The organism is Paenibacillus sp. NPDC056933 (assembly GCF_042674385.1).
Classification (GTDB): Bacteria; Bacillota; Bacilli; order Paenibacillales; family Paenibacillaceae; genus Paenibacillus.
The window spans coordinates 18,160-33,575 of the sequence record NZ_JBHUQN010000005.1 but is presented as its reverse complement, the minus strand read 5'-3'; the positions used below and the strand labels follow the sequence as shown (position 1 = coordinate 33,575).

12 protein-coding genes and 1 other annotated feature are annotated in these 15,416 nt (G+C 48.9%); all 12 genes read left to right on the top strand.

Annotated features, from left to right (window positions below; translation table 11 throughout):
* Positions 1-20: 20 nt before the first annotated feature.
* The 12 genes from hemB (at position 21) to ACFTRD_RS26575 (ending at position 15,350) form a co-directional block, all read left to right on the top strand.
* Positions 21-1,022, top strand: coding sequence for a porphobilinogen synthase (hemB, locus tag ACFTRD_RS26630; protein WP_379385316.1), 1,002 nt, complete (start codon positions 21-23; stop codon positions 1,020-1,022).
* A gap of 115 nt (positions 1,023-1,137) precedes the next feature.
* A complete protein-coding gene (hemL, locus tag ACFTRD_RS26625) occupies positions 1,138-2,442 on the top strand; it encodes a glutamate-1-semialdehyde 2,1-aminomutase (RefSeq protein WP_379385314.1) in 1,305 nt (434 codons plus the stop codon).
* Positions 2,439-3,347 carry an RluA family pseudouridine synthase gene (locus ACFTRD_RS26620; RefSeq protein ID WP_379385312.1) on the top strand — a complete coding sequence of 303 codons (909 nt, stop codon included), beginning with the start codon at positions 2,439-2,441 and terminating at the stop codon, positions 3,345-3,347. Before hemL ends, ACFTRD_RS26620 begins: the two co-directional genes overlap by 4 nt.
* A gap of 136 nt (positions 3,348-3,483) precedes the next feature.
* Positions 3,484-4,977 carry a LysM peptidoglycan-binding domain-containing protein gene (locus tag ACFTRD_RS26615; protein ID WP_379385310.1) on the top strand — a complete coding sequence of 498 codons (1,494 nt, stop codon included), beginning with the start codon at positions 3,484-3,486 and terminating at the stop codon, positions 4,975-4,977.
* 156 nt (positions 4,978-5,133) lie between these two features.
* Positions 5,134-5,414, top strand: a binding site (T-box leader).
* A 58-nt stretch (positions 5,415-5,472) separates the two neighbouring features.
* Positions 5,473-8,139: a valine--tRNA ligase gene (locus tag ACFTRD_RS26610; RefSeq protein ID WP_379385308.1), complete on the top strand. Its 2,667-nt coding sequence runs from the start codon at positions 5,473-5,475 to the stop codon at positions 8,137-8,139.
* A gap of 77 nt (positions 8,140-8,216) precedes the next feature.
* Positions 8,217-9,593, top strand: coding sequence for a bifunctional folylpolyglutamate synthase/dihydrofolate synthase (locus tag ACFTRD_RS26605; protein ID WP_379385306.1), 1,377 nt, complete (start codon positions 8,217-8,219; stop codon positions 9,591-9,593).
* A 56-nt stretch (positions 9,594-9,649) separates the two neighbouring features.
* Positions 9,650-10,969, top strand: coding sequence for a UDP-N-acetylmuramate--L-alanine ligase (gene murC / locus ACFTRD_RS26600; protein WP_379385719.1), 1,320 nt, complete (start codon positions 9,650-9,652; stop codon positions 10,967-10,969).
* Positions 10,970-11,097: 128 nt separating this feature from the next.
* Positions 11,098-12,297 carry an SPOR domain-containing protein gene (locus ACFTRD_RS26595; protein WP_379385304.1) on the top strand — a complete coding sequence of 400 codons (1,200 nt, stop codon included), beginning with the start codon at positions 11,098-11,100 and terminating at the stop codon, positions 12,295-12,297.
* A 145-nt stretch (positions 12,298-12,442) separates the two neighbouring features.
* Positions 12,443-12,685 carry a DUF4321 domain-containing protein gene (locus ACFTRD_RS26590; RefSeq protein WP_379385302.1) on the top strand — a complete coding sequence of 81 codons (243 nt, stop codon included), beginning with the start codon at positions 12,443-12,445 and terminating at the stop codon, positions 12,683-12,685.
* 92 nt (positions 12,686-12,777) lie between these two features.
* On the top strand, positions 12,778-13,389 hold the full coding sequence (locus ACFTRD_RS26585; protein WP_192270279.1) for a Maf family protein: 612 nt from the start codon (positions 12,778-12,780) through the stop codon (positions 13,387-13,389).
* A 35-nt stretch (positions 13,390-13,424) separates the two neighbouring features.
* Entirely contained in the window at positions 13,425-14,114 is a 690-nt protein-coding gene (gene radC / locus ACFTRD_RS26580) for a RadC family protein (RefSeq protein ID WP_192270277.1), read from the top strand.
* 201 nt (positions 14,115-14,315) lie between these two features.
* Entirely contained in the window at positions 14,316-15,350 is a 1,035-nt protein-coding gene (locus ACFTRD_RS26575; RefSeq protein WP_062328075.1) for a rod shape-determining protein, read from the top strand.
* Positions 15,351-15,416 lie beyond the last annotated feature (66 nt).

The window sequence follows — 15,416 nt, the reverse complement described above, 5'->3', positions numbered from 1 at the left end:
GAATAGGAGGTTTCACACGTATGAGTTTTCCAATAGTGCGGCATCGCCGTTTACGTCAATCCGCAGGTATTCGCAATATGGTGAGAGAGACCCATTTGACTGTGGATGACTTTATCCAACCGATCTATGTTACCTATGGTGAAAATGTGAAATCCGAGATCAAATCCATGCCTGGCGTATTCCGCTTCTCGCTGGACCGTTTACAGGAAGAAGTGAAGGAGATTGCGGAACTCGGTATTCCAGCTGTGCTGTTATTCGGTATTCCGGAAACCAAAGACCCTGTCGGTTCGTCAGGATTCGCGGAAAATGGCATTGTCCAGGAAGCCACGAAGTTGATCAAATCCTGGTATCCGGAGCTGCTCGTTGTTGCAGATACCTGCCTGTGTGAATTCACGGATCACGGTCATTGTGGCATGGTACACACGGTTGAAATCGACGGTCATATATGCGGGGATGTTCTCAATGACGAATCGCTGGATCTGCTCGTGAAAACAGCAGTGTCGCAAGCCAAGGCGGGTGCGGATATTATTGCCCCATCCAACATGATGGACGGATTTGTACAAGCCATCCGCGCCGGACTGGATGAGAATGGTTTTAGTCACATTCCGATTATGTCCTATTCTGTAAAATATGCGTCAGCATTCTATGGTCCATTTCGCGAAGCTGCGGATTCCACACCTCAATTCGGAGATCGCAAGTCGTATCAGATGGACCCGGCGAACGCTCGTGAAGCGTTGCGTGAAGCGGAGACGGATGTGTTGGAAGGCGCGGATATGTTGATGGTGAAACCTTCACTGTCCTATCTTGATGTCATGCGTACGATTAAAGATCAATTCGATCTTCCGCTGGTTGCTTATAACGTAAGTGGAGAGTATGCCATGGTGAAAGCAGCTGCGATTCAAGGCTGGATTGATGAGAAGAAAGTCGCCATGGAAATTCTGCTCAGCATGAAACGCGCAGGTGCAGATATGATTATTACCTACTACGGAAAAGATGCTTCACGCTGGCTGGCTGAGAAATAATAACTTGTTTTGATAACAGCTATGATGAACAAGATCTTTTATGGCTTCTCAAAAAAATAGATAAAAGGCCTCTACCAGTAAGTTTGGAGAGGCCTCATCACTAAGGAGGATGTTCATGACCGCACAACAAGGAACTCGTCGCAATGATGAGCGCTCACGCAGCGCATTTGAAGAAGCAAAGCAGTACATACCCGGGGGGGTAAACAGCCCGGTTCGGGCATTCAAATCGGTTGGACTTACCCCAATCTATGCAGAGCGCGGAGAAGGCTCCAAAATCTATGATATTGATGGAAATGTTTTTATTGACTACGTAGGATCATGGGGTCCGCTTATTATGGGACATGCGCATCCTGAAGTTGTAGAAGCTTTGCGTGAGGCGGCCCTTAAAGGAACAAGTTTTGGCGCGCCAACGCTGCTGGAGACAGAGATGGCAAAGCTCGTCTGTGAGCGTGTGCCTTCAATTGATATTGTACGCATGGTGAATTCCGGTACGGAAGCGACCATGAGTGCGATTCGGCTGGCACGTGGTGTAACAGGACGCAGTAAAATTTTGAAGTTTGAAGGATCATACCATGGGCATGCCGACAGCTTGCTGATCAAAGCAGGTTCTGGTGTAGCAACACTGGGTCTGCCTGACAGCCCAGGTGTTCCTGAAGGCGTAGCCATAAATACGATTACGGTTCCATACAATGACCTGGAGTCGGTGAAGCTTGCTTTTGAACGTTATGGTGAAGAACTGGCAGCCATTATTGTGGAACCTGTTGCGGGGAATATGGGTGTCGTACCACCGGTTCCGGGTTTCCTTGAAGGGCTGCGGAGTCTGACGGCTCAATACGGAAGTCTGCTCATTTTTGATGAAGTGATGACCGGTTTCCGTGTGGGACTGAACTGTGCTCAGGGACGTTACGGCGTAACACCTGACCTGACTTGTCTGGGCAAAGTTATCGGTGGTGGACTTCCGGTAGGCGCTTATGGCGGCAGACGTGATCTGATGGAACAGATTGCTCCAACTGGGCCGATCTATCAGGCAGGTACACTGAGCGGTAATCCGCTGGCTATGGCGGCAGGCTATACGACCCTCAAATTGTTGACACCGGAGGTTTATGATCGCCTGGAGACGCTGTCTGCTCGCTTGCAGGCTGGATTTGAAAAGAATGCAGCAGAGACGGGGGTAGCGGTGACCATTAACCGTGTTGGTTCCATGGTTTGTCCATTTTTCAGTGCGGTTCCGGTGACAAATTATGATATTGCCAAAGAAAGCAATCTGGATCAATTCCGTCGTTACTTTGCGGCTATGATTGATCAAGGTGTCAGTGTTGCCCCTTCCCAATACGAAGGCATGTTTGTTTCTGGCGTGCATACGGAGCAGGATATTGACGATACGATCGAGGCAAACCGTAAGGCTCTTCAATCATTATGACCATTAAAAGTTGGAAACGCCGTGGGGAATGGATTGAGCTGATGCCAGGCAAGGTGGTGACAGGCAGTTCAGACAGGCAAACGGCTGCAGAGCAATGGCTCTTGTCTGAGCTTCAGTTACCAGAAAAAATGCTGCGTCAGCTTAAGAAGAACCAGGGGGTACAACTTGCAGGGGATCGGCTTCGGCTGGCCCTTTTTGCGTCTCAGCCAATAGATGTTGAACCGCGGTGGGCCGATATTGATGTACTGTATGAGGATGATTTCTGTCTGGTTGTGCACAAACCGGCGGGAATGAAACTTCATCCCGATGGGAGTCGAATGGACCAAGCGATTACGCTGGATCACGCGGTGGCTTCCTATTACGAAATGAATGGAATTCAGGCCAGTGTACGCCATGTTCATCGTCTGGATGAGGATACCACCGGACCGGTTTTATATGCCAAAAATGCTTTTGCCCTCGCCAAATTGGATGAAGCGATGCGTAACAAAGATATTGGACGCCAGTATGTCGCCATTGCAGGCGGTCAAATATCTCAGGAGCTCAGGACAATTGATGCTCCGATTGGCAAGGACAGGCATCACAAGCAACGCAGACGTGTCTCGGAAGGGGGGCAGGAAGCCGTCACCCATTTGGAGATCGTGAAGGTGTGGGACAAAGCTACTCTTGTTCGTCTGACACTGGATACAGGACGTACACACCAGATTCGGGTGCACTTAAGTTATGCAGGACATCCCCTCGTTGGAGATGAGCTGTATGGAGGTAGAAGAGATTCTATTGGACGACAGGCACTTCACGGGGAGACACTGAGTTTTGGTCATCCACTGACTGGAGCACGAATTGAAGTGACTGACCCTTGGCCTTCGGATCTCCTACAACTGGCACAACGTGAAGGCAAGGACCAATAAACCGGTAAGGTTTGCACAAAAGGTGGCATGCTCATCTCATTCAAGGCATATAGATGGGGTAACGAAGGATTTGGACCATGGATCAGTCCCATGAGAAGGATCATGGTGAACATATGCCGAAAGGAGGACGCCACCTTTGTTGAATCAACCTTATGGTTTGCGGTTCGATATTTATGAGCGCGTTCATTTGTCAGAGGGAGTTCCTGCGATAGAGGAACTGGAGGAAATTGAGTTATACCCCCGCATTCAAGTCATAGGTCAGGATGATCATGCTACCTTGCGTGGCCATCTACTGCTTACAGGTGCTTATCGGGGAGAGAACGAAATCTCGGAGGAGCTCAAACATTTTATTCCGGTAGAGATCACGGTACCCTTGAACCGGGTGAGATCCATTGAGGATATTTCCGTTGAGATTGAAAATTTTGATGTTGATCTGTTATCCAACCGAAGTCTGAACATTACGGGCGTACTGTCGCTTCGAGGCATTGAGGGCTTTCCGGTAGAGGAACCGCAGGTGTGGTCAGCAGATGAGTTTACCGTCGTGCATTCACCCGACTCTCAGCCAGACACTCGTTCTGCTGAAACAGAGCAGACAGGCAGCTATCCCAATACGTTTGCCCAGGAGTATTTGCTTCAACGGAGTGAAGAGGAAGGGCTTACGAGTGCAGCGGGACCTGTCTATGGCGCTCAGGAATTTGTTGTTCCTTCTGCTGGCGAAGATGTGTTACGAAACGAAGAGGAGTTAAAGCAGGAACAACTATACCAGGCCTCAGCTGAACAATTTCAGTCACCAGAGCAAAAGGCTGAAGCGCAATCCAATGAGTTGTTCAATCCGCCTTCTCCAGTTTCATCTTTTATGGCGGAGACAGCAGACCGTTTGGCTTCATATCCTGAATCTGAGCCGTTGCTTCCTTTGGCTGAAGAGTCGTCTGTCTGGTCCGAGCCTTCCGTCGAGACCTTACATACGAACTCAAGGAATTCGGAGCAGATCGATTCCAAACCGTATCCACAATTTTCCAATGGAGCGGCAGCACCGAATGTATGGCACTTTGAATCTGCCCGGTCTGAACCAAGGCAAGAGAACCAGGAAGTTGTTGATGTCTCGGCTGGTTCACAGCCAGAGAACTGGCAGGATGTATTCGCATCGTCCGAACCGGAGATTTCGGAGGAAGACAGACCTCTGGAAGCAGTGGAGGCGAATGAGTCTGCTGCTATCGAAGCCTTCATCCCCGAACCTGTGGCTGAGACGGAAGACAAGCCGGAGCTCAAGGTTGCTTTTGGCAGCAAGAGAGAGTCTGCACCAAGACAGGAAGAGGGTGTAGGTATATCCTCCTTGTTATCCTCCGGCAGAGCGACACGTGAGGCTGAAGCGGAGCGGGAGCAAGAGGCGCTCGCGGGAGTACTCCAGGAAGAAGCATACCAGCCTGATGATGTGGAGTGGAAGAACCTGTTCCTCGGCACCATTGTGGATCAGACGCCGTTCCGTAAGGTGAAATTATGCATTGTACAGCGTGAAGAGACACTCGATACCATTGCAGAACGATATCAGTTAAGCACCAGAGAGCTTCAGTTATATAACCGATTATCCGAACAGGTTGTGGAAGAAGGGCAGATTTTATATATCCCTTAACCTATTGGTTCCAGCGTCCATTGCGAACCCGTGATCCCTTGAGGATGACGGGTTTTAGCCTTGTCAGCCCTAAACCTGCATTGCAGCGCTCTTGTTCCGCTGTTGTCAGGTTGACTATCGGGCACGAGCAGGGTATGATGTGTTTATGTTTTTTGAAGAACAACGTGGATCGGGAGTAGTAGACAGTATGGCCTTTCAGAGAGCGGGATTGTAGCGCTGGAAAATTCCGCAGGAACCAACTGTTCGAAGTCGTCCGGGAGTTGCCCGTTTGAATACAAGGGATGTTAAGGTTACGATCATTCATTCCTGAGGTAGGATGGGCCGGTAGCAGCCGTTATCTGCTTGAAGTGTCACGTATATGCAGAAGACGTAGTCTGTCTCTTTCTGTCTGCGTGAAACAAAGGTGGTACCGCGAAAGCTAACCTTTCGTCCTTTGATGGATGAAAGGTTTTTTTGTTTTTTGGCGAAGATGATTAAGTAACGGAGGAATGACACATGTCTGAACAAAAAAATTCAGCTGCAACAGAAATGCCGACCACATATGATCCGAAAGCTGCGGAGCAGAAATGGTACTCCACCTGGATGGAGCGTGGATACTTCAAGGCCGGTCAACGTAAAGATGCCGAGCCTTATACGATCGTAATTCCACCTCCAAACGTAACCGGGATGCTTCATATCGGGCATGCGCTCGATTTCACACTGCAGGATATTCTGATTCGCACCAAGCGGATGCAGGGCTACGACGCTCTCTGGCTGCCGGGATCTGACCATGCAGGGATTGCCACCCAAACCAAGGTGGAGCAGAAGCTGCGTGAAGAAGGCCAGACTCGTTATGATCTGGGTCGCGAGAAGTTTCTGGAGAAGGTATGGGACTGGAAAGAACAATATGCTACAACCATTCGTCAGCAATGGGGCAAAATGGGATTGTCACTTGACTATTCACGTGAACGTTTCACGTTGGATGAGGGTTTGTCCCAGGCTGTTCGCAAAGTGTTTGTTCAATTGTATGAAAAAGGCCTTATTTATCGAGGCAAACGAATTATTAACTGGGACCCGGTGAACCGGACTGCATTGTCTGACATTGAGGTTGAATATAAAGAAGTACAGGGTCACTTGTACCATCTGCGTTATCCGCTCAAAGACGGAAGTGGTCACATCACTGTAGCGACTACTCGTCCAGAGACGATGCTGGGTGATACGGCAGTTGCCGTCCATCCGAAGGATGAGCGATACGCTGACATGATTGGAAAAGTGCTTGTTCTGCCTATTATCGGACGCGAAATTCCGGTTATTGCAGATGAGTATGTAGATAAAGATTTCGGAAGCGGGGCCGTGAAAATTACTCCTGCACATGATCCGAATGACTTCGAAGTGGGTCTTCGTCATGATCTGCCTCAAATTACGGTAATGGATGAGACGGGGACAATGAATGCCGAAGCAGGCAAATATCAGGGACTGGATCGCAGTGACTGTCGCAAGCAGATTGTTGCAGACCTGAAAGAACAGGGTGTACTGATCAGCATTGAGGATCATACGCATCAGGTTGGACATAGCGAGCGTACTGGCGCTGTGGTTGAGCCGTATTTGTCCACACAATGGTTTGTTGAGATGAAGCCTCTCGCAGAGAAAGCCATTCAGAAACAGCAGAGTGGCGAAGGGGTTCGTTTTGTTCCAGATCGTTTTGAGAAAACGTATCTGAACTGGATTGAAAATGTTCGGGACTGGTGTATTTCCCGTCAGCTGTGGTGGGGTCACCGTATTCCTGCCTGGTATGATGAGGAAACTGGAGAAATTATTGTATCCGCTGAAGATCCAACAACGTTGCCGGAATACGCTGGCCGCAAACTGAGACAGGATGAAGATGTTCTGGATACATGGTTTAGTTCCGGATTATGGCCTTTCTCGACATTAGGATGGCCAGAAGAAACGGATGATCTGAAACGTTATTATCCGACGAGTGTACTTGTAACCGGGTATGACATTATTTATTTCTGGGTGGCGCGCATGATCTTTACCGCTCTGGAGTTCACGGAAGAAATTCCGTTCAAGGATGTGCTGATGCACGGTCTTGTTCGTGATGCAGACGGACGTAAGATGTCCAAATCGCTCGGTAATGGTGTTGATCCACTGGATGTTATTGAGAAATATGGCGCGGATGCGATGCGTTATATGATTTCGACGAGCAGCACTCCGGGACAGGATCTCCGTTTCCGTTGGGAACGGGTGGAACAGGCTCGTAACTTTGCCAATAAAATCTGGAATGCATCACGCTTTGCGCTCATGAACCTGGAAGGGTTCACTTATGAAGATCGTGATATTAGTGGAGACCTCGGAACAGCGGATTATTGGATTTTGCACCGCCTGAACGAAACTTCTCGTGATATTACGCGTCTAATCGAAGCATATGAATTTGGTGAAACAGGCCGCTTGCTGTATAACTTTATCTGGGATGACCTGTGTGACTGGTATATTGAATTTTCGAAGCTGTCCTTCTACGGGGAAGATCCGGTTGCCAAGAAGAAAACTCAATCGGTACTGGCATATGTACTGGATCATACGATGCGATTGATTCATCCGTTCATGCCGTACATTTCAGAAGAAATCTGGCAGCATCTCCCACATGAGGGCGAGACGATTACTCTGGCATCCTGGCCGGTCTATGACCCAGCATTGGAGAACCCTGAGGCGGTTGCGGAGATGAATCTGCTCATGGATACGATTCGTGCAGTTCGTAATATCCGTGCAGAAGTGAACGTACCGATGAGCAAGAAGATTGAACTGATGGTAAAAGCGAACAACGAAGAAATGTCCAGCATCATTGAACGTAACAGCCATTACATCAAACGTTTCTGTAATACGTCGGAGTTCGACAGCGGTTTGAATCTGAGCTCGCCAGAAAAAGCAATGACTGCTGTCATTACGGGGGCTGAACTGTACTTGCCGCTGGCAGGTTTGATTGATATTGAGCAGGAAGTGGCTCGCCTGGAGAAAGAGTTGCAGAACCTTGAGGGCGAAGTACTGCGTGTGGAGAAAAAGTTGGCGAATGAAGGCTTTGTTGCCAAGGCTCCTGCCAAGGTTATCGAGGAAGAGCGCGCCAAGCAAGCAGATTATTCCGATAAACGGGATAAAGTGATTGCACGAATCAAGGAACTGAAAGGTTAATATATTCGGGTCGGATGGAGAGCCTTTGTCCCATCCGGCCGCTTTTTTCAACCAAACTCAAACCGAAGGTGAATCATATGACGGAACTTAACGGGACAGATACAGCAGCTCCTTTACTTACCTATGACGAGGCCGTGAACTGGATTAATGGTCTTATTCCTTTTGGCATCCGACCTGGATTGGAACGAATCGAGGGATTGATGTCACGGCTTGGCAATCCACATCAGCGTCTCAAATTTATTCATGTCGCGGGAACGAACGGCAAAGGTTCGACTTGCGCTTTTTTGACGTCAGTGCTTCTTCAGGCGGGATATGATGTTGGAACCTATACCTCACCCTATATCACCAAATTCACAAACCGTTTTCAGTACAACGGGGAGGACATCCCGGAAGAGACACTGCTAAAACTCTCGAATCGCCTTCATCCGTTGGTCCAGGAGATGGCGTCCACTGCCCTTGGGTCACCGACGATGTTTGAGGTGTCTACGGCACTTGCTCTTTTGTATTATGCAGAGGAGTGTTACCCGGACGTTGTAGTATGGGAGACAGGACTCGGGGGAAGGATGGACGTAACGAATATCGTCACACCTGTGGTGTCCATCATTACCAATATCGGTATGGATCATACGGATGTGCTAGGAGATACGATTGAAGCCATTGCGAGAGAAAAGGCGGGGATTATTAAGCCTGGAGTACCAGTCGTTACCTGTGCCACTCAGCCAGAGGCTGTGAAGGTGATTCAGGAGACGGCAGAGCGTCTCCGATCAACCGTGTACCTTGCAGGAGATCGGTTCTCATATCATAGGCTGGACAGCGATGAGAACGGACAATCTTTTCATTTTACAGGACCGTTCCGTGAGATGGACGTTCGTATCCGCATGCAGGGCATACATCAATGCGATAATGCAGCGGGCGCGCTTATGGTACTGGAATTGCTTCGGCAATACATGGCATTTATGCTGGATGATGAAGATATTGCACTTGGACTGGAGCATGCCTTCTGGGCAGGACGGTTCGAGAAAGTGGTTGAACAACCCCGAATTGTTCTGGACGGAGCACATAATCCGGAAGGGGCTGAATCGCTCGCCAAGAGCATTATCGACGTTTATCCTCACAACAAGTTAATTTTGATGATGGGTATGCTCGCGAATAAGCATCACGAAGCGTATTTGCAGCATATACTGCCACTAGTGGATACGCTGATCCTGACCGAGCCAGACTTCCGACGCAAAATGGATGCAGCCGAATTGCTGCAGATCGTCGAACGGGTACGTCCCGCCTTTGCGAAACAGGAGCTGGAAATCATCGTCGAGCCCGAATGGGCAAAGGCACTTGATCTATTGAAGTCACGGACGGAAGCGGAAGATCTGGGGGTGGTGTCTGGCACACTGTACCTGATTGCAGATGTGCGGGCAGCCCTTTTGCATCAAACCGATTCTGAAAAAGGTTGGTGAAAGTTTTGTTAAATACATCGGAACACGTTCATTTTATAGGGATTGGCGGATATGGCATGAGTGCCATCGCGAGAGTTATGCTTGAGATGGGATACACCGTTACCGGATCGGATGTCGCTTCACAGGAGTTGACCGAGAAGCTGGCAGCCAAGGGAGCGAAAATATATATTGGACATACCGCAGAGCACGTGAATGGGGCAGACCTCGTTGTCTACTCTACGGCTGCTCCGGCAGATAATGTAGAGCGGGTGGCAGCTGAACAGCTTAACATCCCGATTCTGCATCGTGCCCAGATGCTGGCGCGTTTGCTGAACGAGCGCAAGGGTGTGGCTGTGGCCGGGGCTCATGGCAAAACAACCACTTCATCCATGATTGCACTGGTTATGGAGAAATGTGATACAGACCCGACCTACATAATTGGTGGGGAAATCATGAACGTGGGGACCAACGCCAAGGCTGGTCAAGGCGACTGGGTTGTCGCAGAGGCAGACGAGAGCGACGGCTCATTTTTACAGTACCACCCATGGCTGGGTATTGTAACGAATATTGAAGCAGACCATCTGGAGAATTACAACAGTGATTTTGAGGAACTCAAAAAAGCTTATGTACAATTTCTGAGCCAAATTCGGCCAGAGGGCACGGCAATTGTATGTGCTGACGACGAGAACGTTCAGGCCATTTTGCCAGAGCTGAAGTCCCGGGTTACCACATACGGCATTGATTACGCTGCTGATTATACAGCAACGGATATCGTGCTCGGGGACCGTCGCATTTCCTTTACAATGAATCATCAGGGCTCTGCTTTGGGAACAGTGGAATTGTCGGTTCCAGGTAAACATAACGTTTATAATGCGATGGCTACAGTCATTACTTGTCTGGAAGCAGGTATTCCATTCGAGAAAATTACCGCTGCCATTATCCAGTTCCATGGAGCAAAACGCAGATTCCAGGTGCTGGGTGAGGCTCGTGGTATGCTGATTATTGATGACTATGCTCATCACCCAACGGAGATTGAGGCTACGATCAGTGCGGCTAAAGCGACGGGGAAACGGATTATTGCGGTATTCCAGCCGCAGCGTTACACACGGACGTTCTTCCTGCTCGATGCGTTTAGTCGTGCTTTTGCAGAAGCGGATGAGGTTCTGATTACGGATATCTATTCTCCTGCAGGCGAGAAACAAATTGAAGGTGTACATTCGGCCAAATTGGTAGAACTGATCGTGCAAAACAGTAATGCTTCGGCACGTTATCTTCCAACGAAGGAAGAGGTAGTGGCTGATCTGCAGCACCGTCTCCAGCCAGGAGATCTGGTGCTCACGATGGGTGCAGGTGATATCTGGAAAGTTGGGGATACGCTCGCCAAAGATCTGAAATAAAATAAAAATAAATATACTGAAACCGTCTGTCTTCGCTTCCGAAGCAGGCGGTTTTTTGCATGAAATGGAATGGTTCCGATTCTCACTGCATATAGCTGTTATAAATGGGACAAAGGAGAGGGTACGGGGTGAGCAATGCTAGAATGACGTTTCGTTTTGGGGATAAAGAGTCGGACAAGCCTGAAAACAGGGGGATATCCACATCCAGCAGCACCATTGAAACGATGAACGAAGAAGTGCCGCAAAATCCTACACCGTCGCAATCCAATAGAGCTCATGTATGGTCGCCAGAGGACATTCCCGTGGATTGGGGAGAAACGATGCTAACAGGCTCCACTGTACCTGTATCTTACCCAGGAGCGGATAAGGGTTCGGAACCCGATAATTTGGATTCGTTCAACTACAATCGTTTTACTGCGTATCCGGGAGAAGAGGACGAAAACAGATCGGACGAGAACTATGGAGATCACAATTGGCTTGCAGACAGTGAAAACTACTCTTATAAGCGAAATCGTCCCCCGAGGGGGTGGAAAATGATTGGTTCTGTGACCGGGGCGCTAGTCACCGGAGCACTCTTCGGTATGGTTATCCTTTCTTTTTTTAATCGGGAAACGGCAGTAGATCCAGGGAGCAAGCTTCCCGAAAATCAGGCGGTTTCCGCTGTGACAGGTCAGCAGGGAGTGGCAGGTTCTGGGCAGCAGGCTCAGGAGGCGACCACTGGCGGCAGCTACTACGCACTGCAATATGGTGTATTCAGTTCCCCTGAACGTGCTGAACAGGCCAAGGTGGAATTATCGCAGGCAGGCATTGCTACAGGGTCTGATCCAGAAGACGGCAATCGGGTATATGCAGGCATTTCGGCTGACCGTGAGGAGGCCAAGCTGCTTAGCTCAAGGCTGAAGGCCGAAGGTGTAGAATTGTATGTCAAGGAGATCGTCAACCCTGAAGTGAATCCAGCAGTTTTCGGCGGAAAAGCAGAGGACGTTCAGCGCTTCTTCACAAGCGGTTCAGCCTTGATTGAACAACTGTCTACCCTCTCGATTCAGCAACTCGGTCAAGCTGTTCCTGCAGCAGTCTCAAGTGAAACGATGAATGCATTGCAGAACCAGCACCAGCTCTGGCTGACCGGTTTGAATAGTATTTCTCCAGGCCTGAGCACCGACGTACAACCCTATGTATCTGCGATGGAGAAAGCAATGAACAGTGCGGTAAACGCATTGGCTGAGTACAACAAAAATCCGGCAAATGTGCATATGTGGTCTGTACAGTCCGATCTGATGGAATATGTATTACAGCAAAAAAAATGGCTTGAAGCGATAAAACAGTAACAGGCTCTTTCCCATAACACAGCCTTGGAATACCTATCCGGCAAGGAACTGGAAATAGTTCCCCTTGCCGGATTTGTGTTTGTATTGACGTACAAAACCCCGTATAATAATGTGGGTGTCAAAAAATGGCGAGGGAAGATCACCGATGAAAAAAAACTTCGGCATGTTATTGCTGTTTCTGCTGCTCGGCTGGCTGGCCGGAGCGTGGATCGCCAAGGCACTGCAGCCTGTAAAGGCCGTAGCCTTTCTAACGAAAGCCACGACCATTCGCTGGTCGCCTCAGGCTGATCTGGACATTATTAGTTATGACATTTCACTTCAATTTCAAATGAGCCTCCTGAGTCTGATCGGTATCATTGCTGCTGTATGGCTGTATCGCAGATTTTAGGAGTATGACGAATTATGACGAAGAAACTAAAAAAAAGACATCTACTAGCGTGATCCGACAGGATGTCGCCGTAGCCTAAGGAGCCGATTATTTTGGATAAAATACAGCAACGCCCTATTATTCTGGCCTCCACTTCGCCACGGCGTAAAGAACTGATCGCCTCACTTCATTTAGCTTTTGATGTAATACCAAGTCATGCCGATGAAGATACACCACCGGAATGGACTCCAGAACAAACAGTACAGGAGCTTGCCATGCGCAAGGCACTTGCCGTTTATCGTGGGCTGGAAGGCCGTGAGCAGGATGCTGTTATTGTGGGAAGCGACACGATTGTCGTTCTGGACGGCGATATTCTTGGCAAACCCGTAGACGAAGCAGACGCTGAACGGATGTTATCCCGTCTGCAGGGGCGTGTACACCGTGTATTCACTGGAGTGGCCTGTATTGATGCTGGCAATGGGCAATCCATGGTTCAGTATCGTCAGACGGATGTAACGATGAAAGAGCTGTCTGAGGCTACGATTCGTGCGTATGTTCAGACAGGAGAACCTTCGGACAAAGCGGGATCATACGCCATTCAGGGCATTGGTGCTTCACTGATAGACCGTATTGAAGGCTGTTATTTTAATGTGGTTGGTTTGCCCCTGTCCTTACTCAGTGACATGCTGAGTGGATTCGGCGTACATGTACTGCCACACACTTGAAATTCTGCAATTGACGTTATGAAAAGAGGGAACATATGGAGTCGCCTCAATATATGATGCGCGACATCCCCCAGGAAGAACGCCCGAGAGAACGCATGATGGAATACGGGGCGGGCGCCTTAAGCCATGCTGAATTGCTGGCAATCTTAATTCGAACGGGCACAAGACAGGAGTCCGCAGTGCATATGGCACAGCGGATTCTGACTGAAGCGGGTGGCATCCGCTCGTTGATGGATTTGAGTATGGAAGAACTGACTGCGATGAAGGGAATAGGTATGGCGAAGGCAGTACAGCTGAAAGCCGGCATTGAGCTTGGGCACCGGATTGCCAAGAGCCGACTAACACAGTCAACTTCAATTCGGACGCCTCGGGATGCGGCCGATATCCTTACCGAACAGTTACGTTACTTGCAGAAGGAACATTTTGTGTGTCTTTTTCTGAATAGCAAAAACCATATTATTGCCCAGGAAACACTCTCCATGGGTAGCCTGAACGCTTCCATTGTACATCCACGTGAAGTATTCCGGGCTGCCATCAAATGCAGCAGCGCTTCCATTGTGTGCGCACACAACCATCCGAGCGGTGATCCTACACCTAGTCCAGAGGATATCCAAATAACCAAGAGACTGATTGAAGCTGGTTCAATTGTTGGCATAGACGTGCTGGATCACATTATTATCGGAGATGGAACCTACGTAAGTTTGAAGGAGAAGGGCTTAGTATAATATAATGGTTGGCGTTGATGTTTTCCTATGAATATTGACGGCGTTGTCCGTAGAAGATAGGTTCACTTTACAAATGCAACTCAAAAGAACTGCAACACAAAACAAATGCGAATATTAGCTCCGCCATAACGGTGGGAATGAAAATGAAATGCTCTTGATTTACGGGAGCGGCTATATGAGGCAGAAAAGGAGATTAACGTCATGTTTGGTGGTTTTAATAAAGATTTGGGGATTGATTTGGGGACAGCAAATACGTTGGTTTATGTACGTGGAAAAGGAATTGTGGTACGGGAACCTTCCGTAGTTGCGATCCGGACAGATACGAAAACAATTGAGGCAGTAGGTGAATCGGCGAAAAAAATGATCGGTCGTACACCAGGGAACATTCGTGCGATTCGTCCGATGAAGGACGGCGTTATTGCTGACTTCGATACAACAGCAACGATGATCAAATACTTTATTCGCCAGGCGCAAAAGCAACGTTCCATGTTCCAACGTCATCCCAACGTGATGGTATGTGTACCTTCCGGGATTACAGCGGTAGAACAGCGCGCCGTTGAAGATGCAACGAAACAGGCAGGTGCACGTGAGGCCTACACGATTGAGGAGCCTTTTGCGGCTGCAATTGGCGCTGATCTGCCGGTATGGGAGCCAACAGGAAGCATGGTTGTAGATATCGGTGGCGGTACAACTGAAGTAGCGGTTATTTCCCTGGGCGGGATTGTAACGAGTCGTTCGGTTCGTGTTGCTGGTGACGAGATGGATGAATCCGTTATTCAATACATTAAACGTCAGTATAATCTGATGATCGGTGAACGCACATCCGAGCAATTAAAGATGGATATCGGATCGGCTATGCCGCTTGAGCAAGTGGAAACGATGGAGATTCGTGGACGTGACCTTGTGACCGGCCTGCCGAAGACAATTACGATTACATCCGATGAAATCAGTGAAGCTTTGGCAGATACCGTGAATGCCATTGTTGAAGCTGTAAAAGTAACCTTGGAGAAATGTCCTCCTGAGCTGGCAGCGGATATTATGGACCGTGGTATTGTACTCACAGGCGGCGGTGCATTGCTTCGCAATCTGGACAAGCTTCTTGCTGGTGAGACAGGTATGCCTGTGATCGTAGCAGAGAACCCGCTTGATTGTGTTGCACTCGGAACAGGTAAAGCACTTGAAAATATTCATTTGTTCAAGAGCAGAAGCAGTTCGGCAGTTCGTTCCAAACGTTAATTGGTATTTGCCCGGCTTGGCTGCCTTATCGACCAAGCGGAATGATATCAATGGAGGACCGGGTTA